Origin of the sequence: Mycobacterium sp. HUMS_12744610 (assembly GCF_041206865.1) — a bacterium.
In the GTDB taxonomy this organism is placed as follows: domain Bacteria; phylum Actinomycetota; class Actinomycetes; order Mycobacteriales; family Mycobacteriaceae; genus Mycobacterium; species Mycobacterium servetii.
This window is the reverse complement of the sequence record NZ_JBGEDP010000001.1, coordinates 3,328,497-3,347,830: the sequence shown is the minus strand read 5'-3', so window position 1 is coordinate 3,347,830 and position 19,334 is coordinate 3,328,497. Positions and strand designations below refer to the sequence as shown.

Sequence of the window (19,334 nt, the reverse complement as noted above, 5' to 3'; positions counted from 1 at the left end):
TGCTTCGAGACCTACCAAGTCATCGAAGAAAGGACCTACGCCCGTGCCTGCACGAGTATCCCCGACCGATCGTGTCCGTGCCAAGATCGACGAGCTGTTCGCCTCGGATCGTGAGTTGCCTGAGATCCTCGAGGAGGTGGCCCGCCTCGGTGCGCAGTTGCTGATGCAGGCCGCGCTGGAGGCCGAGGTGACCGAATTCCTGGGCCGGGACCGCTATCAACGCGCCGGCGCGACGCCGGATGCCCAGCCTGGGTCGCGCAATGGCTATCGGCCGGTGTCGGTCAAGACCACCGCCGGCCCGGTCACCTTGGAGCGACCCAAGCTGCGCGGCACGACCACCGCATTCGCCTCGCGGCTGTTCGGCAAGCACGTCACCAAGACCAACGCGCTGGAATCACTGGTGATCGCCTCGTTCGTGCGGGGGCTATCGGTACGCGATGTCGAGGCCACCCTGGCTGATGCGCTGGGTGATCAGGCCGCGATCTCCAAATCGACGGTTTCGCAGGTCTGCCAGGCGATCAAGACCGAGTACGACACCTGGGCCAAGCGCCGCCTCGACGAGATCGTGTTGGACTACCTGTTTTTGGATGCGTCGTTTTTCCGGATGCATCCCGGCTCGCCGGCCGAGCCGGTCCTGGCCGCCTGGGGGGTGAGCACCGACGGCAAGCCCGTCTTCGTCGGCTTGGCGCCGGGCTCGGGGGAATCCACTGATGCCTGGGCCGGTTTCTTGACCGACCTGACCGAGCGGGGGCTTTCGTGTCCGCTGCTGGTCGTCTCCGATGGCGCCCGCGGTCTGATCGCCGCGATCGAGCAGATCTTCCCGGCGGCGTTGCGGCAACGCTGCCTGATTCATCGACTGCGCAATGTTTTGGCCAAGATCCCCACCGGGATGCAGCCAGAGATCCGCGACGGCTACTGGGCCCTCTTCGATACCACCGCCGAGGCCGACATCGAGCCCGGACCGCGGCTGGTCGAACTCATCGATGCCCGGCTGGACGCGTTCGCTGCCCGCTACGGCGCCACCTACCCGGCGGCGATGAAGATATTGTTGACCGATCGTGAGGGCTTGACCGCCTATCTGCGGTTCCCGGCTGAGCATCATCACCGTATCCGGCACTCGAATTTCATCGAGCGCACCTTCGGCGAAACACGGCGCCGAGCAAAGGTTATCGGACGTTTCCCCGGCGAGACCAGCTGCATCAGCATCGCCTGGGCCGTGCTCGACCGGGCATCTCGCGGCTGGCGCGGACTGACCATGACACCGGCCGGGCTGCGCGGACTCCAAGACCTACGCCGCAGCCTGCTGCAACCACCCCAGCAACTGCGACCCCACCCCATCCCCAACGCCGCCGACAGCACCACCCAAACCGTCAGCGCCACCGCGTAACATCACCCACCGAAGCCGGAATCTCCGCCCACCGATTTACACCGGAATCCGGACGCCACCCACACCGTTGCATCGGTGCACTACGGCACCGCAAACGAGATCCAGGCCCAACGTGCCGCCACGCTGGATGCGGCCTACGCCGCTAGGGCGTGTCCCGTAACCGTTTGAGCCAGGCGACGACCGCGTTGAGGACAACGCCGCCGCGGTAGTTGAGGTTGTGCTTGTCGTATCGTGTGGCGATTCCGCGCCATTGCTTGCAGCGTTGAAATCCGCGTTCAACGACGTTGCGACCCTTGTAGTCCTCGACATCAAAGGCTGGTGGGCGCCCGCCGTTTTTTCCTCGGCGCCGCCGGTTGGCAATCTGGTCATCGGGCTGCGGGATCACCGCTGTGATGCCCTTACTACGCAACAGTTCGCGGATGGCTTTCGACGAGTATGCCTTGTCGCCGCGAACTTTGTCCGGACGCGTACGCGGGCGACCCGGTTTGCTGCTGGCCACCTTCAGGTGGCCCATCAGGATCGGAAACATCGGGGCATCGCCGGCCTGGCCGGGCGCAGTCAGGACTACCAGAGGCATCCCTGCCCCATCGACGAGGTGATGGATTTTGGTGCTCAGCCCGCCGCGGGAACGGCCAATGCCGTGGTCAGCCGGCTCTTCGGACAAATTCTTGTAATTCGATGGTGCCCCCTGTGTCGCGCGGGAGGTTCGTGGCGTGCTGATGCGCCCGGTTGACCGTGGAATCGACGCTGACCGCCCAGTCGATCAGATCGGCGTCGGCGGCGACGGTGAGCAATGCACCCAAGATCGCGTCCCACGTGCCGTCTTTGCTGTACTGGTCATGACGGCGCCACGCGGTCTTCCACGCGCCAAATTGCTCGGGCAGATCGCGCCACGGCGAGCCGGTCCTATACCGCCAGATAATCGCCTCGACCACCGTGCGGTGATCACGAAACGGCCTGCCGCCCTTGGCCGAAGCCACTGGCATCAACGGCTCAACCAGAGCCCACATCTCATCGGACAACACCTGCAACCGCGACATCCAACGAACACTGCCACCCAACTCACCAAACGGTTACGGGACACGCCCTAGCCCCAGCGCCCTTTTCCCTCGACCAACGTCAGCCGCACGGCCATCTCCTTGAGTGCCTCGGACAGCCGCGCGTTCTCGGCCTTGGCGGCACCGAGTTCGTAGTCGCGTTGGCGGGCCGCCGCGCCTGGCTTGGCTGCCGCCAGCGCGGCCAGCGCACCTTCCTTGGCGATCGTGCGGATGCGCATGATCGTCGTGCGATCCACCTGATGGTTGGCGGCGGCCTCGGCGATCGTCACCTCCTGGCGTACCAGCTGCAGCCATATCTCGTACTTCTGCGACGGGCTCAAGAACCGCTTCGGGCGACGGTGCGAGCGGTCGCCACCAGAGTTTGCTTCGGACATGATCAGATCCTCCAAGAGAGCTCGGAGAACCCGTCGGATGTCGTCTGATCGACACACCGATCTCTATCGCGAAGTCAGACGCAAAACAGTACCTGATCGTCGTCCGTGCTGGGGTTGACCCACTCTAATGTCGAGCGGTCGGATTAGGGGTCGAGTTGGGCGGGGGCGACTCGGCACCCGGCGGCTTGGGCTCCGGCGTGCAAGCGTCGGTCCCAAACGGCGACGATCAGGCCGGGTTCACCGACAGCCAACGCGCTGGCCAGATGAACAGCGTCGGCTCCGCGCAAGGCATGGGCGCGGGCGAGGCGGCCGGCGTGCTGTTCAACCGTCGCGGTGAGTTCGACTGGGCGGGTGGCGGCCCAGAAGTCTTCCCAGTCACGCTCGGCAGCGGCGAGCTCGGATTCAGTCAGGTCGTGATTGCGGGCTGCTGCAGCGAGTGCGGCGCGGACTTCGGGGTAGGCCAGACGGCTGGACAATGCGGCGTCGCAGCCGTCCCATAGCGCGGATGCTAGCGAGCTCCCTGTCTCGGAGGTGAGAAGTTTGACGAAGGCGCTGGCGTCGAAGTAGACGAGCGGCACCGGTCAGCGCCGCTGGTCGCTGACCCGGTCAGACACCGGCCGCCGCGGTCGGGGCCGGGACCGACCCGCAGCGACGGGCCGCTGCGCGTTGGCCTTGCCAATCACGCCTTCAGCCGTGAGACGCTCCAAGGTGCCTGCGCTGTCCAGCGCAGCGAGTCGCGCGACCGGAATCCCGCGGTCGGTGATGACGACCTCACCACCAGCCCGAGCTCGATCGAGCCAATCGCTGAGGTGCGCGCGCAACTCGGTCACGGATACCTCCACACCGTGAACTGTACACTCACTGAACCGTGATTTGTACGTGTCACTCCTGAGTGCGGCAACGACGACCTGAAAGATTAACCTGCGCAAGCCGGAGGCGAGGTGGCAACGGGCCGATACACCGATTCGTCCGCGGTGCTGGCGACGCCGAGACGGTCGATGTCCTGGTGGCTGGTCGCCTTCCGCCCAAGCTGCATCCGAAGGTGTTGCGGCGGAAGGTGTTTGCCGTCTCCGGTGGGACTTCGGCGCAGCTGGCGTTTCGTAGTCAGCTGCATGGAGACGGCAGCGCTTCGGTGTCGGACGCCGGGTCGGCTAGCCGCACGTAGCCATCTGCTGCCTTGTCGAGGTTGTACACATCGCCGAAATTCATCCAGAAATGGCCGAGTGTCCCATCCATCGTTTCACGCAGGCGATCCCCCATGACCGGATCGTGGCACCAAGAGGCCGAAGGCGGCACGCGCGACACGCCACCCGACCCGGGCCGCGCGCCCCGTAGCTAACAGCCGCCCCGCAAGACTCACCGGCTGCCAGAGACGCGAGCCCGCTGAATGCGTCATGCTCTTCTGCGATCGTCCTGTGCTCGCTCCGCACGAGCACCACGCGACACCCCGCGGCATAGCACCGCAATGGGATATTCGCTGTTCCCGCCGTATGACAGATCTAGCACATCAACGCGATGCCCAATCGATATCAGCAAATCCAGAAAATCCTCTCCGATCGAGGGCAGAGCAGATTTGCCCATATTTTTAGCTAATAAATTGTGTCCGAGGGGGGAGTTGGCCACCTGCGACACGCGTGACCGAGTTTGCAGTTGGCTGTGGCTAGGGCGTGTCTCCCAATTGGTTGTTTCCGACGCGGGAATGGATTACGGCGCAGGCCAATAGGACACCGCCGAGGTAGGTCAGGGCGTATTTGTCGTAGCGGGTCGCGATACCGCGCCATTGCTTGAGCCGGTTGTAGCCTCGTTCGACGGTGTTGCGCAGACCGTAGAGCTCGGCGTCGAACGCCGGTGGGCGACCCCCGGCCGATCCCTTGGCCTTGCGCCGGGCGATCTGGTCTTTGCGTTCGGGAATCGTGTGCTTGATTCTTCGGGAACGTAATTCGGTGCGCGTGCTCGGGTGTGAATACGCCTTGTCGGCGAGCAATCGGAAGTCGCCACCGGTCACACCGTGCTCAGCGCAGGCGTGGTCGTAGTCGTCGAGCAAAGGCAGCAACTGCGGATTGTCGCCGGCCTGGCCAGCGGTCAACCGGACCGCGACAACAGCTTCGCGCTGATCGGTCAGGGTGTGGATCTTGGTGGTCAGCCCGCCTCGCGAACGCCCAATTGCATGGTCGTCGGGTTCATCGGCGGATTTCTTGTAATTCGACAGGGCCCCCTTTTGCCAGCGTGTCCGACCGGGCACCCGCCGAATGTTGATGCGCCCGTACGTTCGTCGAATCCACCGACAACAGCTTCTCGATATCGCCGGCCATCTCGGCGTCGAACCCGAAGGCGTGCGCCACCTGAGCAAACATCACGTCATAGGTGCCATCCAGCGACCATCGGTGATGACGCTTCCACACCGTTTTCCATGGCCCGAAATCAGCGGGCAGGTCCCGCCACGGGCATCCCGTGCGAAACCGCCAGGCAATCCCCTCCAAAATCAACCGGTGATCACCAAACCTCCGGCCCCGCTTGCCCTCATGCGAAGGCATCAACGGCTCAACCACCGCCCAGAACTCGTCAGAAATCACACCAATCCGCGTCACCAGCCAATCCTGGCTGGTCAACAGTCGAAAAATTGGGAGACACGCCCTAGCTCGGGTGAACGGCGGGCGCGGATGCTGTACGGGTCAGGTGGGGACGACGGTGAACGCAGGCACATGGCGAGGCTGGACGTTGTCGAAATCCCTGCGGTTCATGGTGGCAATGGTGGCGACCCCAAGCCGTTCGGCGACTGCTACCAGCGAGGCGTCGGTGCCGCCCAACCGCCGATCGGCGGGTCATGCCCACTGGCGTACTGCCGGACGAGTTCGGACATTCGCCGCAGGTCGGGGTCAGTGAGGTTCACTGGGCGGAATCGGCGTGCGGGCTCACTGCCAACCGAGTCGAGGAACTGGGCCTCGGCGTTCGGACCACCGAACCGATCGATGAGGTAGCATGCCTCGGCCAAAACGGTGATCGGAAAGGCGAGCTCCTCGGTCTGTTCTTCCAGCCAGCGGCGGCAGCGTTCATGTGCGGTGTCGGACCGATCCGCCAACGCCACAATGACGTTGGTGTCTACCAGAATCACCACGAACGGTCAGCGGCCGAAGCCGTCCGCGAGCAGCTCGTCCACCCGTTGGGATAGGTCGTGGCGTCCGCTGTCGAAGCTCCCAACGAACTCAGGCACCGGTCGGCGACCGGCGTCAGCACGGGTAGAGCGGGACTGCGCAATCGGCTCGACTGCGCGTAGCGCACGCTCTGCCTGCTCGTCGTCCATAGCGTCAACAAGCAGGTGTAGCCGCTCGCGGGTGGTCATGGATTCATTGTGCCAGGCCAACGCGACATGCGGGGCGTTGTTGCGGTCCGGTGCGCCGCCGCTGACTGCGAGTCCACGATCGTAGGATCAGTTGATCTTGGGCTGCTGCCCCAGCGCCAGTCGGCGGGCCGTATGTGCACGCGCACTGACGCCGGTCGTGCTTTGATGTCGTGGGGCGGGCCGGCTCTGTCGAGACGATTGAGTAGCTGGGCGACAAGCGGGTACGACGTCGCGCCGAGGTGGCTGGGTCGGGGGCGTGGTGGTCGGCGCGACCCTCACCGTCGAACGCCACGGCGGTGAGGACGGCGAGACGGTGTCGCAGGTGATCGGGTTCGGTTCCGAACTTGACACTCAGCCCGTAATCGCGAAATCCGCGGGCGCGCAGGGTGAATGCACCGCGGATAATAGGTGAATGTGCCCGGCGGCGATGCGGGCCGCGCATCCGCCGGAAGTAGCGCCCGCTGTGGGGGAAGGCCTGGCGAACTTGCGTTCGGCGACGTGGGACGGCCAGGGGTTTCCCTGGTAGGTGCCGAATATGTGTCGGGCGCGGTGAGCTGTCAAGGCCGTAGCCGCATGCGGTCGAACGGTAGGTTCGAGCGTTGACAGCTCACCAAGCCCGACACCACAATTTCGCCCTTGGCGTGCCAGAGAACAGCTTGTGGCAGAACAAGATTGACTAACCTGACACTCTTCCGCCACCCGGCATGATTACGTGGGTCGGGAAACCATTACCGACCAGTGGCTCGGGGCCGCGGCTTAGCGTGTTGACGGACTCACAATCGGTGTACCTGGGTGTTTGCTGGGTTGGCTGGAGTTGGCGCGTTCGAGAAATACCTGTTTCTAGCTGCGGCGATGCGGCTTGTCGCGTTGGCCTGAGCTGGACGGGTCTGGAAGTGCTGCGGTATCGACTGCGGTATCGGCTGGACAGCCTCACTCGATGCCGCGGCGGATGTGGAGCGGATGAGAACGCCCCGAGTCCGTGGACCCTCACGCGCCGCCGTCGTCACCCGCGAACCCCTGTGTTCGGCGTCGCGCGCTTTCCAGTCGGAATCTGTCAACCTGAATGAGGCACCGTTGGGTGGTATTTACTGAGTGGCCTCCTGGGTGTCGTCTGGTTTGTTGATCCATGAACCGCTGGGCAGTTTCGGCGGCTCGGGCGGCTTTCGCACGAACCGTTCTGGGTGTGCAGCGTAGGCGGTGTCGAGCACACCGGCGCGCTTGTCACGGATGATCGCGGCGGTGCTGTAGTGCACGTCGGCGGGAACGTGCAAACCCAGCCCGGTATGGCGATGTTCGTCGTTGTACCAGCCGAAGAAGACCTGGCAGTGCCGGCGGGCGGCCTCGATCGAGTTGAACCGGTCGGGGAAATCGGGCCGATACTTCAACGTCTTGAATTGCGCCTCGCTGAAGGGGTTGTCGTTGCTGACGTGCGGGCGCGAGTGCGACTGGGTGACACCGAGGTCGGCGAGCAGGAACGCCACCGGCTTGGAGGTCATCGAGGAGCCACGGTCGGCGTGGATGGTCAACCGGTCGCGCCCGATGCCCTGCTTGGTGCAAGTCTGACGGATCAATACCTCAGCGAGCGCGGCACTTTCGCGACTGGCAACCATCCATCCGACCACGTAACGAGAGAAGATGTCCAAGATCACGTACAGGTAGTACCAGCTCCACTTCGCCGGGCCGCGCAGCTTGGTGATATCCCAACTCCACACCTGGTTCGGTTCGAACGCGACCAGCTCGGGTTTTACCGTCGCTGGGTGGGTGGCCTGCCGGCGGCGCTCCCGGCTCTCGCCGGCTTGCCGCAGCAGCCGGTAGAAGGTCGAGATCGAGCCGAGGTAGCGGCCTTCGTCGAGCAGGGTGGCCCACACCTCGGCTGGCGAGGTGTCGACGAACCGCTCGCTGTGCAACTTATTGAGGATTGCGGCCCGCTCGGCGCCGGACAACGCACGCGGCTGCACCCGGTCGGTGTGTGGGATCGGCGCCGGCCGCTGTGATGGCGGGCTTTGCCGGTGCCGGCGGTAGTAGCTGGCTCGGGCGACACCGACGGCATCGCAGGCGTTGCGTACGCCGATCTTGGGCGCCAGCTCGACGATCGCTGCGTCGCTCACTTCATCGACCCGTTCTCGGGCTCCGCGCTCTCGGAGAGCGTCTCCAAGAGCGCGTGCAGTTTTGCCTGGACATCCACCACGAAGCGGGTCTTGGCCAGCTCCTGCTCCAGTTGGTGTTTCTCGGCCTCCAACCGGGCGATCCGTTCGGCCTGTGGGTCGCGTCGCTTGCGTCCACGCGGGGCGGCCAGCGCCGCCAGCGCGCCGGCGTCACGGGCCCGCCGCCACTCCACGATGTGGCTGGAGTACAAACCCTCGCGGCGCAGTGCACCCTTCTCACCTTCAGGGGCGGCCTCGTAGGCCGCCAAGATCTCAAGCTTGTACTGCGCCGTGAACGTTCGCCGCCGGGCCCGCTCGGGCACCTGCGGATCGGGACGTTGCGTCTCAGCGTCGGACACCCGACTAGGACGGTGCTGTTTTAGTCGCTGACTTTCGGCGTGGCTGAGCGGGTTTCGCATGGATGGGCGGCGAGGATCAGATGCGTGGCTTTGGGACGGGAAAATCGGCAGGGCCGGTTCGATGACGTGATGCTGCTTGTCGGCGATCAGCTGCCGGCGGGCAGCATCTATCGGCTGCTGGCCGACCACGGCGGTGCACTGTTCGACGACGATTATTTCGCTGATGTGTTCAAGCGTTCGGCGTTGGGTCGGCCAACGGTGCCGGCGCGGGTGATGGCCGCGGTGATGCTGCTGCAGGCCTACGAGGGGCTTTCGGATCGGGAGGCCTGCGACCGGCTGGCCTTTGACCTGCGCTGGAAAGCGGCCGCCGGGTTGACCGTGGATGCGGAGGCGTTTCATCCCACGGTGCTGGTCGGGATGCGCAGCCGGCTACGCGCATCGGATCGGCCACGGCGGTTGTTCGAGGACGTCAACACCACGGCGCGGGCGGCGGGGTTGTTGCGGGGACGGCGCCGGGTGCTCGATTCCACTCCGCTGTTGGATGCGGTGGCCACCCAGGACACGGTGATCCAGCTGCGGGCCGCGATCCGCAAACTACTGGCGGTGGCCGATCGGGCCGATCCGGAGGTGGCCGGTGCGGTGCGCACCGTGCTGACCCGCGACGATGACTACGCCAGCCTGGGAAAACCACCGTGTGACTGGGACGATCCCACGGCGCGTGAAGCCTTGGTCGATGCGCTGGTGCGCGACGCCAAGGCAGCACTGGAGGCCTGCGATGGCCGCCAGCTTGACGGGGCACTCGGTGAGGCGGTCGAGTTGCTGGCGCTGGTGGCCGGCCAGGACGTCGAGGCCGGCGACGACGGGGTGTTTCGCATCGCGAGGCGGGTGGCCCGGGATCGGCTGATCTCCACCGTTGATACCGAGGCCCGCCATGGGCATAAGTCGCGGGCGCGGACCTTCGATGGCTACAAGTCCCATTTGGGTATCGATCCCGATGACGAGCTGATCACCGCGGTGGCCGTCACCGCGGCCAACGCCGCCGACCGTGAGGTCATCGACGAGCTGCTGGGCAACCCGGTCACCGACACCACGAGTGCTGCACCCGATTCCGCCGCCACCGATGCCGCCACCGATGCCGATGCCGATGCCGATGCCGATGCCGATGCCGATGAAACGATCACCGATCACGGTGAGCATGTGCGAAACGAGTCGGAGCCCAATGTCTTTGAGGTGTATGGCGATTCGGCTTACGCTGATGGGGCCACCCTCGATGAGCAGACCCAACGTGGCCATGACATGCGCGCCAAAGTGCCCCCGGTGCGCAACGCCAACGGCTATTCCAAAGACCAGTTCGGTATCGACCTGACTGCGGGCACCGTCACCTGCCCGGCCGAGCACACTGTGGCCATCAGCACCGGGCGGCGTCAGCAGGTCGCTCGCTTCGGGGCATTGTGTGGGTCGTGTCCGCTGCGGGCGCAATGCACCAAAGCCCGCCGTGGACGGGTGATCACCATCCATGCCCATGAGGCCGCCCTACAGCTGGCCAAGGCCCGCCAACGCGACCCGGCCTGGCAGACCGATTACCGAACGTATCGGCCGGTTGTGGAACGCAAGATCAGTTGTGGCGCGACTCTTTGGGTGAGCACGGCGGGGTGGTGGTGCGTCATGTGGGTTGAGGACGGGCTGGGCGTGACGCCGACCGGCGGGCGGGTTGTGGGTGGTGCTGTCACGGTGAGGACGGTCGGTTTAGGGTCCGGGTGATCTTGAAAGTCGACGGCCCTTCCCACGTGCTTTGACTGGGCTACTGGGAAGGGCCGTCCGAACGCCCGGAGGCGTCGTTGCTCAGTGTAGGTGTCGATCCTGTTGTTGTTGAACGTCAGTTGCGCTCGGGCGTGCTGAGCTGCCCGCGGTGCGGGCAGCGGTTGGCGCCGTGGGGGCACGCCGCGCCGCGGTTTGTGCGTCGTGCGACGGCGGTGGTGGAGCGGATCTGGCCGCGGCGGGCGATCTGTTCGAGCGCGGCGGGCTGTGGCCGCTCACACGTGCTGCTACCCCGGTTCTGTCTGGGCCGGCGGGTCGACGCGGTTTCGGTGATTTGGGCGGCGCTGCTGGCCCGGGCGGCGGGTTGGGGGTGGCGGCGGATCTGCGCGGCGGCGGGTCGCCCGGCCTCCACGGTTCGGGGCTGGCTGTCGCGGTTTTGCGTGCATGCCGAGTCGATCCGGGTCGGGTTCGCCCGGCTGGAACGCCACGCCAATACCGGCGCCGACATGGATCGTCTGGCTCCTGCGGCAAGCCCGGTCGCCGATGCGGTCGCCCAGATCGGTGTGGCGTGCGCGGCGGTGCGCCGGGTGGCCGGTTCGGCCGTGTTCGAGGTGTCGGCGGCCGAGCTGGTGGCGGCGTGCTCGGGTGGCTGGCTGTTGGGGTCGGGGCCGCCGGCGGTGGCGGCGTTGTCGATCAACATGAGCCCGCGTCTGTGAACGGCCGCCTCGGCGCGTCAGGGTCGAGCGCGTCACTGCCGTCGACCGTGGGAAGCGTTGAGGTGCCAATAGATGTCGAAGAAGAAGTCGCGGGCCGAGCGGGCGCGCGATATCGCGCTGTACCGGTATGCGCTGATTAGGCCGCTGGCCGATCCGGGCCTGTCAGCGACCGAGCGGGGTCGGCTGGTGCGGGAGCTGGCCGCCCAGGTGCATCTGGGCCCATCCGGTGAGCCGGTGACGGTGTCCCGCGCCAGCCTGGACCGCTGGATTAGGGCGTGGCGGGCCGGCGGGTTCGACGCGCTGATCCCGCCCGAACGCCAGGTGGCCCCGCGCACCGACGCCGAGGTGTTGGAGCTCGCGGCGCGGCTCAAGCGCGAACACCCCGCCCGTACTGCGGCCCACATCGCCCGCATCGTGGAGGCCGAGCAGGGGTGGGCGCCCTCGGCGCGCACTTTGCAACGCCACTTCGCCCGGCTCGAGCTCAACACCCGCCCGGACGGCAACCCGCCGGCCGCGTTCGGCCGATTCGAGGCCGAGGCGCCCGACCAGATGTGGATCAGCGACGGGCTGCACGGCCCGATCGTCGCCGGCCGCCGGGCGGTGTTGTTCGCGCTGCTTGACGACCACTCCCGCTACGTGCCCGGGCACCGGTGGGGCCACGGCGAGGACACCCTGGGCATGCAGGCCGCGCTGCACGACGCGGTCAAAACCCACGGCTGCCCGCGAAAACTGTACTGCGACAACGGAGCTGCCTACGTCAGCGGTCAGCTGGCCTGGTCGGCGGCGGTGCTCGACATCGCGCTGGTGCACAGCCGGCCCGGAAAACCGCAAGGGCGGGGCAAAATAGAAGAGCCTGTCACGATTTCTGTGTAAGTCAGAGGTGATTTGACTACGAGTTGTATTCTAGCACAATGGGATTCGCCCAGGGAATAGTCTGGCGAGTGTGTTGAGCGCCACAGTCCAGTTGTGCGTTCCAGTACCCGAATAGCCTCCTCTCTCGCTGGAGATGTTGCGCAGCCCGAGGTACAGCAACTTCATCGCGGCGTCCTTGTCCGTGAAATGACCACGGTTCTTGGTGATCTTGCGCAACTGGAAGTTGATCGACTCGATCGCATTGGTGGTGTAGACGATCTTGCGCAACTCCACCGGATAGTCCAGGAACGGAACGAATTCCCCCCAGGCGTTGTGCCACACGTCAATTGCACCCGGATATTGGGCGCCGAATTGCTGGTCGAACTCCTTGAGTGCGAGTTCGGCTCCATCGACGGTCGGCGCACTGTAGATCGCCCGCATCGCGGTGGCGACCTTCTTGCGGTCCTTATAAGACACGAAGCGCATCGCATTCCTAATGACGTGCACGACGCAGGTCTGCACCACGGTATCGGGATAGATCGAGCGGATCGCATCAGGCAGACCGGTCAGCCCGTCGCAGCAGGCGATGAGGATGTCGCGCACCCCGCGGTTGCGCAGGTCGATGACGACCTTCTGCCAGAACTTCGCCCCCTCGGAGTCCTGGATCCAGCAGCCCAAGGCGTGTTTGCGGCCCTCCAGATCCACGCCAATGGCCAAATAGGCGACCTTGGTGGTGATGACCCCGTTGTCGCCGATCCGCAGCCGCAGCCCATCGATGTAGAGGATCGGGTAGACCTCATCGAGCGGGCGGGCCTGCCAGGCCTTGATCTCATCGACCACCACCTCGGTGATATTGGAGATCAACTCCCGCGACACCGACGCCCCATAGACCTCCTGCAGGTGGGCTTCGATATCGCGGGTGGTCATTCCCCGTGAATACAGCGACAACACCACCGAATTGATGTTGTTGAGCCGGCGGGTCTTCTTCGGCACAATCGCCGGCTCAAACGAGCCGTTGCGATCACGCGGCGCATCGATCTGCACCGGGCCGTTGACGGTGGTCACCGTTTTCGGCGTGGTGCCGTTGCGCGAATTTCCCGATCCGCGTCCGGCCGGATCGCCGGCCTCATAACCCAGATGGTGGGTTAGCTCCGCATTCAGCGCCCGCTCCAGCACGGCCTTAGTCAGCTGGTTCAGCAAACCGTCCGCGCCGTCGATCGGGGTCCCGGTCTTCACCGCATCCTTAATCAACGAGTCCAGCGTCTCTTCGGTGAACATCTCGGCCAGCCGCCGCGCCGCGGTCGTCTCCTCAGCCGGCATCTGCATGGTCTTGGTCACAAAACACTCCTTCTGTCCGCCCAACGGCGGTCCGATGATGGACCACCCCGGACTTACACAGATGGAATGACACGCCCAAATAGAACGCTGGAACCGCACCGTGCGCGACCAGTTCCTGGTCGAGATCGAGGCCGCCGGGGAGGTGGCCTCGCTCGAGGAGCTGAACCGGTTGTTCACCGCCTGGTGCCACCAGCACTACCACCGCAGCGTGCATTCAGAAACCGGCGCCACCCCGCTGGCGCGCTATCACGCCCAGGGCCGCACCCCGGCGCCGCGCCCGGACGCGGGGCTTTTGCGGCGCGCGTTTTTGTGGCGCGAGCAGCGCAGGGTCACCGCCACCGCCACGGTGTCGTTGCACGGCAACCGCTATGAGCTCGACCCCGCCCTGGTCGGCCGTGTCGTGGATCTGCTGTTCACCCCGTTCGACCTGACCGTCATCGACATCGAATACCAGGGCAAGGCGATGGGCCGGGCCATTCCGCACACCATCGGCCGCCACACCCACCCCGCGGTCAAACCCGACATCCCCGCACCGGTGCAAGCCACCGGCATCGACTACCTGCACCTGCTGGAGCAGGCACATCAAGCCGATGTGGGTCAGGCGATCAACTATCTCGCCCTGGCCGACAGCGACATCCAAGCACCCCGCCACGACCAAACCGGACCGCAAAACCCTTAAGCAGCAACGCTATCCACCTCGACCACCGTGGCGAGCCCACGGGGAACGGACCATCATGCTCGACAAGATCCAATCCTATTTCGGTTTGACGACCATGCCCTTCGGCCGCGCCCTGGCGCCGGGCATGCTGTTTCCCAGTGCCGACCACTCCCAGGCCGCCGCCCGCATCGGCTACGGCATCGCCACCCGCGGTATCACCGTGATCACCGGCGAAGTCGGTGTCGGCAAGACCGTCGCCGCCCGCGCCGCGATCGAGCGCGCCGAACCGGCACGTCACCACCTGATCTACATCCCCGACCCCACCGTCGCCGCCCGCGGCATCTACCACCACATCGTGACCGCGCTGGGCTGCCGGCCCAGCTTCCACAACGCCGCCCTGGTTCCCCAAGCCCGCGATGCGCTGGCCGCCGAAGCCGCCGAACGCGGCCGCGTCCCCATCTTGTGCATCGACGAGGCCCACCTGCTTTCCCACGACGCCCTCGAAGCGCTGCGGCTGCTCACCAATCACCGTCTCGACACCGAATCACCGTTCGCCACAATACTTCTCGGCCAACCCACACTCGCCGCCAAAATGTCCCTGGGCATCTTGGCCGCCCTGGAACAACGCATCACCGTGCGCCGCACCATGACCGGCATGACCAGCGAGGAGACCGCCGGATACATCCGCCACCACCTACAGCTCGCCGGCCGATCCGACCCGCTGTTCACCGACGATGCCCTCGCCCTGATCCACGACTCCGGTCGCGGCAAGCCCCGCGGTGTCAACCGGCTCGCCATCGCCGCGCTCATCGCCGCCTGCGCCGCAGGCAAAAACCTCGTCGACGAGTCCAGCGCACGATCGGCGATCACCGAAACCAACCACGACATCCAGCCCGCGACACCCTGAGCACCGCCGCGACATCACGACCACCGACAGCCCCGCTCGACACGATTGAGCGGGGCTATTTCACACCCGAACCAGCCTCAACAGGAATGACGCCACCATGTCCAAGATCAGTGACGCGCAACATCAGTCACTTCACCCGGCGCCCCTGGGGTGGTCGCAAGGCTCGCTGCCGCGGACAACAACGCATCCTGACCGACATCCTCGCCCGAGCCGGCGCGATCAACCTCGCCCGATTGGCCAGCCTGGGCCTGCATTCAGCGGCCGGGGGCTGGGCCATCGCCTGATCGGGACCACCAGGCCACCAGGCCACCAGGCCACCTACGATCCCATTAATATCAGCCAGCGCAAGCCCCTCCCAGCCGTCGAGACCCCGATACCGCGAAATCCCCGCTGAGGTGTTTCTGACTTTGCGATAGACATTCGCGTTTGATCAGACAACATCGTCGGGATCCTGTATGGGTTGAGTGTGCCTTTGCTGGCGGTGCCAGGCAAGTCGGCGGTTGCGGGCGGATTCGAGCCCGGCTTGGCGTGCTTTGCGGATGGCCTCCCCTCGTCCTTCGTGTTCGTCGTTGGGCGTGACATAGCCGATGCCGGCGTGCAACCGGACTCCGTTCCAGAATTGGCGGGTGACGGCAAGTTCGGCGCGCAGGGTGGCGGGGTCCTCGATCGCGAGCAGGTGCGGGAACTCGGCCTTGAGGTGCCCGTTGAAACTCTCGATCCAGGCTTGATCGGTCGGCGTTCCGGGGCGTCCGAAGTGCTGGGCGATCGCAGACATGGCCATGAACTCCCGCGTCGAGCCCGACGTCATCTGGGGACCGTTATCGGACACCGCGAGCAGGATCGGCCGGGCCTGGTCGTCGATGCCGATATCGACCAGGCCGTCGGCGCGTCGCTCAACGGCCTGCAGGAGTCCCTCGATGTCGAGCGCGTCGGTGAACCCGATCTCGACCTGGGTGGAGGTTTCCTCAGCGGAGACGACCTCGGTGATCCACTTGCGCGAGACCAAATCCTGAATGATCAACACTGCCATCCCCGCCCTGGTGAAGTGCGTCGTATCGTAAATCCAGATCGAGTTCGGCTTGTAGTCCACCCAATCCGGGAAGGGCTTGCGTTGAGAACGTCCAGGCTTGGGAAGTGGTCGAAAGTGCTTGTCCGCCAAGAACAGGACCCGACGAACACTCGACGGTGACACCCATACCCGGCCCAGATAAGAGCCGCGGTGAGCAAGCTTGCGGTGCGAGCGGTCGGTCTCGCCCCACTGGTCGAACAACGCCAAGATCTCGCTGACTTCTTCGTCGAGCAGCCCATGCATGGGCGACCCACCAGGGATCTTGTCGACCAGCTGGCCGATCGCTCGGCGAGCGATCCAGCGATGTGCCCGCAGCTCGCCGAGCTCCAACGCATGGCATGCCTGGCGCAGTGTCCAACCTTCATCGACCGCCTGGTCGAGCAAGCCCAACAGCGCCGTCTTGGTGGCCACGTCGACACGGTGTGGGACTCGGCCACTTAGCCCCAGCGCCCTTTTCCCTCGACCAACGTCAGCCGCACGGCCATCTCCTTGAGTGCCTCGGACAGCCGCGCGTTCTCGGCCTTGGCGGCATCGAGTTCGTAGTCGCGTTGGCGGGCCGCCGCGCCTGGCTTGGCTGCCGCCAGCGCGGCCAGCGCACCTTCCTTGGCGATCGTGCGGATGCGCATGATCGTCGTGCGATCCACCTGATGGTTGGCGGCGGCCTCGGCGATCGTCACCTCCTGGCGTACCAGCTGCAGCCATATCTCGTACTTCTGCGACGGGCTCAAGAACCGCTTCGGGCGACGGTGCGAGCGGTCGCCACCAGAGTTTGCTTCGGACATGATCAGATCCTCCAAGAGAGCTCGGAGAACCCGTCGGATGTCGTCTGATCGACACACCGATCTCTATCGCGAAGTCAGACGCAAAACACCCAGCCGTCGAGACCCCGATACCGCGAAATCCCCGCCCTGCTGGAGGTCACTACATCAGCGCCGTCCTAGGATCTTCGATCCCGGTCGCTCGCACCAACGTGGTCACCTTGCTTGTCATCTCGGGGAAGCTCTCCATCCCCGCCCTCGAGTCACTGATTGTCAGGGGACGGGTGCCTCACCCAAGGTTGACAGAGAGGGGGTCGCATTCGGCGATCCGCGCCATACTCGACAACCCGACATATCTAGGGAAGCGCGGATTTATTCGGTGGTAGTCCGGCCCGGCGTCTGGCCTGGGTGGCACCTGGGTGGCTGATGTTGCGAAATGATCGGGGTCGTGGATAGCCAGCAGCCCAGTTTCACCGATATCGAGTACGGCAACCGGCGGCGGGTGTCTCGCCGTGAGCGATTTCTTCAGATGATGGATGCCACGATCCCGTGGGCGGTGTGGGTGGGGCTGATCGAGCAGCATTACTACATCGACGCGCCGGGCAAGCGGGCATGACCCGGGGCCGCAAGGCCAAGCCGATCGAGACGATGCTGCGGATGTACCTGCTGCAGGTGTGGTTCTCGCTGTCGGATGAGGGCGTGGAGGAGGCGATCTATGACTCTTATGCGATGCGCCGGTTCATGGGGCTCGACTTCGCTGTCGAGCAGGTTCCCGACGCGACCACGTTGCTGGGTTTTCGCCACCTTCTGCAGAAGCACAAGCTCGGGGAGAAGCTGTTCGAGGCGCAGAACCAGATCTTCGAGGAGGAAGGCTGGATCATGCGTGGGGGCAGCATCATCGACGCCACGATCATCGCCGCACCGTCCTCGACCAAAAACGCTGCGGGCGAGCGTGATCCGCAGATGCACCAGACCAAGAAGGGCAACCAGTGGTACTTCGGTATGAAGGGCCATATCGGGGTCGACGCCGGCACGGGGTACGTCCATACGGTGACCGCGACGCCCGCGAACACCCATGACCTGGACGAGGCGGCCAACCTGGTGCGCGATGACGACGAGGTGGTCTACACCGATTCGGGTTACCGGGGCGCGCACAAGCGCCCCGAGATCACCGGCGACGAGCGCAAGTCGAAGATCGCGTGGCGGGTGGCTGCCCGCAAGACCGAGCTCAAGGCGATGCATCCTTACGACCGGGCCAGCGAGACCCGCAAGGCGTCGGTGCGGGCCAAGGTCGAGCATCCGTTCTTAATCGTCAAGCGCGACTTCGGGTTCGCCAAGACCCGCTACCGCGGAATAGCGAAGAACCTCAACCACCTGCACATGCTGTTCGCCTCGGCGAACTGGCTGATGCGGGCCCGCGCCGTCGCCCTGATGGGGTGACGGCCAAGCGTCAGCCTGCCCAAAACCGGCCCCGCAAGCCTTCGAACCGAGGCCCGGGGCCAGCCAGAGCCACTGCGATGTCCCACCACAGCCCCTACGAGGAAGACCCGAAGTCCAACCGCTCACAACGGCCCTTTGATCAGCGCTTCCCTAGGTATCCGCGTTTGGGGCAAGCAGGAGAAATACGAGGTCCTGGTCAACCCTGACGATGTCGCCGCTGGGTACGAGACACGGCTGCGGTGGCGTGATCAGGCCGACTGGATCGCACCGGACCGCCGGACGCACGAAGCGCTGATCCCTGACGATTTGGCTCAGGCTGTTCGTCTTCGGACACAGGCGCGGCGGGGCCCCGGCCTCGTCTGCAGCAGAGAATCGACGGTGCCGTATGCGCTGCGTGGGCTGCTGTTCTGCGCCGCATGTGGACGGCGGATGCAGGGCGCCGCCCGCGTAGGGAAGCGAACGACCCGCATCCTCTACCGCTGTGAGCTAGGTAAGTCGCGTTCTGTACCTGCAGACCTCAGCGATCACCCCCGCACCGTCTACCTCCGTGAAGACGAGGTGACAGCGCGAATCGACGAATGGATCGCCACCCTGGCCGATGCGGAAGACCTCGCACGCGGGCAGGACGCGGACCCGGCATCAGGAACTGGGTACGCCGCCCTGCAGCGCCAGCTCAGCGAGGCGAATGGCAAGGTGACTGCCCTCGTTACCGCCCTGGAGTCTGGTGTGGCCGTTGAGGACTTGACCGCTGCATTGCGTCGCCGCACCGCCGAGCGCGACGAGCTGAAGGCCCGCCTTGAGCGAGCCGAAAGACCCCGCGCCATATCTGCCGCGCAGATCAGCGAATTGGTCGAGGAGTTGGGTGGGCTGTCAGCCGTGCTTGGTGAGGCAACCGGGGCGGAACGCGCACAGGTGTACGCAAGCCTGGGTCTGCGTCTTGACTACGATCCCTACCTGCGACGGGTCAAGGCGACGGCCGACTTGAGTCGTGTCGCCGGATGTGTCCGAGGGGGGACTTGAACCCCCACGCCCATTAGTAGGGCACTAGCACCTCAAGCTAGCGCGTCTGCCATTCCGCCACTCGGACAATACCAACCGCACGGGTCGGCAGCTAAGGCTATCGGATCGGCCTGCGCCCGCCCAACCCAGCTGCTGAGACGGCCCACGGCCCCCGGC

General features: G+C 65.3%; 16 protein-coding genes, 1 tRNA gene and 5 pseudogenes. 9 read left to right on the top strand and 13 right to left on the bottom strand.

The window, feature by feature from the left end:
* Positions 1 to 43: 43 nt before the first annotated feature.
* The gene (locus AB8998_RS16430) at positions 44 to 1,387 is read left to right on the top strand and encodes an IS256 family transposase (RefSeq protein ID WP_369736426.1); all 1,344 of its coding nucleotides are present in this window, start codon (positions 44 to 46) and stop codon (positions 1,385 to 1,387) included.
* Between the two features lie 142 nt (positions 1,388 to 1,529).
* Here the strand turns inward: AB8998_RS16430 and AB8998_RS16425 are convergent.
* The 9 genes and pseudogenes from AB8998_RS16425 to AB8998_RS16385 form a co-directional block, all read right to left on the bottom strand.
* Positions 1,530 to 2,427 (bottom strand): IS5 family transposase gene (locus tag AB8998_RS16425; protein WP_369738830.1). Its coding sequence is split into 2 segments (ribosomal slippage): positions 1,530 to 2,094 and positions 2,093 to 2,427, totalling 900 coding nucleotides; the frame shifts between segments, so codons are not numbered across the junction.
* Positions 2,428 to 2,474: 47 nt separating this feature from the next.
* Positions 2,475 to 2,819, bottom strand: coding sequence for a helix-turn-helix domain-containing protein (locus AB8998_RS16420; protein WP_369738829.1), 345 nt, complete (start codon positions 2,817 to 2,819; stop codon positions 2,475 to 2,477).
* 143 nt (positions 2,820 to 2,962) lie between these two features.
* On the bottom strand, positions 2,963 to 3,397 hold the full coding sequence (locus AB8998_RS16415; RefSeq protein WP_369738828.1) for a type II toxin-antitoxin system VapC family toxin: 435 nt from the start codon (positions 3,395 to 3,397) through the stop codon (positions 2,963 to 2,965).
* A gap of 3 nt (positions 3,398 to 3,400) precedes the next feature.
* Positions 3,401 to 3,855 (bottom strand): annotated as a pseudogene (locus AB8998_RS16410) (type II toxin-antitoxin system Phd/YefM family antitoxin).
* Between the two features lie 68 nt (positions 3,856 to 3,923).
* Positions 3,924 to 4,079 carry a hypothetical protein gene (locus AB8998_RS16405; RefSeq protein WP_369738827.1) on the bottom strand — a complete coding sequence of 52 codons (156 nt, stop codon included), beginning with the start codon at positions 4,077 to 4,079 and terminating at the stop codon, positions 3,924 to 3,926.
* 400 nt (positions 4,080 to 4,479) lie between these two features.
* Positions 4,480 to 5,407: pseudogene (locus tag AB8998_RS16400) on the bottom strand (IS5 family transposase).
* A gap of 191 nt (positions 5,408 to 5,598) precedes the next feature.
* The gene (locus AB8998_RS16395; protein WP_369738826.1) at positions 5,599 to 5,934 is read right to left on the bottom strand and encodes a type II toxin-antitoxin system VapC family toxin; all 336 of its coding nucleotides are present in this window, start codon (positions 5,932 to 5,934) and stop codon (positions 5,599 to 5,601) included.
* 6 nt (positions 5,935 to 5,940) lie between these two features.
* Positions 5,941 to 6,159 carry a hypothetical protein gene (locus AB8998_RS16390; RefSeq protein ID WP_369738825.1) on the bottom strand — a complete coding sequence of 73 codons (219 nt, stop codon included), beginning with the start codon at positions 6,157 to 6,159 and terminating at the stop codon, positions 5,941 to 5,943.
* A 1,085-nt stretch (positions 6,160 to 7,244) separates the two neighbouring features.
* Positions 7,245 to 8,662, bottom strand: a protein-coding gene (locus AB8998_RS16385) for an IS3 family transposase (RefSeq protein ID WP_475582073.1) whose coding sequence is annotated in 2 segments (ribosomal slippage) — positions 7,245 to 8,317 and positions 8,317 to 8,662 — 1,419 coding nt in all. Because the reading frame shifts where the segments join, the coding sequence is not laid out codon by codon here.
* Positions 8,663 to 8,746: 84 nt separating this feature from the next.
* Between AB8998_RS16385 and AB8998_RS16380 the strand changes: the two genes are divergently transcribed.
* The 3 genes from AB8998_RS16380 to AB8998_RS16370 all read left to right on the top strand — a co-directional run bounded on the left by AB8998_RS16380 (position 8,747) and on the right by AB8998_RS16370 (position 12,009).
* Positions 8,747 to 10,423, top strand: a complete 1,677-nt coding sequence (locus AB8998_RS16380) for a transposase (protein WP_369738823.1) — start codon at positions 8,747 to 8,749, stop codon at positions 10,421 to 10,423.
* A gap of 77 nt (positions 10,424 to 10,500) precedes the next feature.
* Positions 10,501 to 11,136: a helix-turn-helix domain-containing protein gene (locus tag AB8998_RS16375; protein WP_369738277.1), complete on the top strand. Its 636-nt coding sequence runs from the start codon at positions 10,501 to 10,503 to the stop codon at positions 11,134 to 11,136.
* Between the two features lie 72 nt (positions 11,137 to 11,208).
* Positions 11,209 to 12,009 (top strand): DDE-type integrase/transposase/recombinase, encoded by an 801-nt coding sequence (locus tag AB8998_RS16370; protein ID WP_369738822.1) that lies wholly within the window; start codon positions 11,209 to 11,211, stop codon positions 12,007 to 12,009.
* Between the two features lie 30 nt (positions 12,010 to 12,039).
* Here AB8998_RS16370 and AB8998_RS16365 read toward each other — a convergent pair whose 3' ends face one another.
* The gene (locus AB8998_RS16365; protein WP_369741377.1) at positions 12,040 to 13,275 is read right to left on the bottom strand and encodes an IS256 family transposase; all 1,236 of its coding nucleotides are present in this window, start codon (positions 13,273 to 13,275) and stop codon (positions 12,040 to 12,042) included.
* A gap of 151 nt (positions 13,276 to 13,426) precedes the next feature.
* On the opposite strand from AB8998_RS16365, the gene AB8998_RS16360 reads away from it, so the two are divergent.
* From AB8998_RS16360 to AB8998_RS16350, 3 genes and pseudogenes are all read left to right on the top strand, one after another.
* On the top strand, positions 13,427 to 14,005 hold the full coding sequence (locus AB8998_RS16360) for a Mu transposase C-terminal domain-containing protein (RefSeq protein ID WP_369738821.1): 579 nt from the start codon (positions 13,427 to 13,429) through the stop codon (positions 14,003 to 14,005).
* A 55-nt stretch (positions 14,006 to 14,060) separates the two neighbouring features.
* On the top strand, positions 14,061 to 14,891 hold the full coding sequence (locus AB8998_RS16355) for an ExeA family protein (protein WP_369738281.1): 831 nt from the start codon (positions 14,061 to 14,063) through the stop codon (positions 14,889 to 14,891).
* Positions 14,892 to 15,001: 110 nt separating this feature from the next.
* Positions 15,002 to 15,175 (top strand): annotated as a pseudogene (locus AB8998_RS16350) (transposase); the annotation flags it as partial.
* Positions 15,176 to 15,321: 146 nt separating this feature from the next.
* Here AB8998_RS16350 and AB8998_RS16345 read toward each other — a convergent pair.
* Together AB8998_RS16345 and AB8998_RS16340 are read right to left on the bottom strand one after the other, a co-directional pair.
* Complete coding sequence (locus AB8998_RS16345; protein WP_369738131.1) at positions 15,322 to 16,371, bottom strand: transposase; 1,050 nt, start codon at positions 16,369 to 16,371, stop codon at positions 15,322 to 15,324.
* A 26-nt stretch (positions 16,372 to 16,397) separates the two neighbouring features.
* Positions 16,398 to 16,742, bottom strand: coding sequence for a helix-turn-helix domain-containing protein (locus AB8998_RS16340; RefSeq protein ID WP_369738284.1), 345 nt, complete (start codon positions 16,740 to 16,742; stop codon positions 16,398 to 16,400).
* Positions 16,743 to 17,154: 412 nt separating this feature from the next.
* Between AB8998_RS16340 and AB8998_RS16335 the strand changes: the two are divergent.
* Positions 17,155 to 18,158: pseudogene (locus tag AB8998_RS16335) on the top strand (IS5 family transposase).
* A 153-nt stretch (positions 18,159 to 18,311) separates the two neighbouring features.
* Positions 18,312 to 19,178: pseudogene (locus AB8998_RS16330) on the top strand (recombinase zinc beta ribbon domain-containing protein); the annotation flags it as partial.
* Here the strand turns inward: AB8998_RS16330 and AB8998_RS16325 are convergent.
* Positions 19,160 to 19,245: transfer RNA gene (locus AB8998_RS16325), tRNA-Leu, on the bottom strand. The pseudogene AB8998_RS16330 and the gene AB8998_RS16325 sit on opposite strands and share 19 nt — an antisense overlap.
* Positions 19,246 to 19,334: the final 89 nt, after the last annotated feature.

Bases quoted from the DNA above. Each gene is read 5' to 3' on its own strand.
- AB8998_RS16370 (WP_369738822.1), top strand. From the start codon at position 11,209: ATGTCGAAGAAGAAGTCGCGGGCCGAGCGGGCGCGCGATATCGCGCTG.
- AB8998_RS16340 (WP_369738284.1), bottom strand. From the start codon at position 16,742: ATGTCCGAAGCAAACTCTGGTGGCGACCGCTCGCACCGTCGCCCGAAG.
- AB8998_RS16355 (WP_369738281.1), top strand. From the start codon at position 14,061: ATGCTCGACAAGATCCAATCCTATTTCGGTTTGACGACCATGCCCTTC.
- AB8998_RS16405 (WP_369738827.1), bottom strand. From the start codon at position 4,079: ATGGGGGATCGCCTGCGTGAAACGATGGATGGGACACTCGGCCATTTC.
- AB8998_RS16390 (WP_369738825.1), bottom strand. From the start codon at position 6,159: ATGACCACCCGCGAGCGGCTACACCTGCTTGTTGACGCTATGGACGAC.
- AB8998_RS16420 (WP_369738829.1), bottom strand. From the start codon at position 2,819: ATGTCCGAAGCAAACTCTGGTGGCGACCGCTCGCACCGTCGCCCGAAG.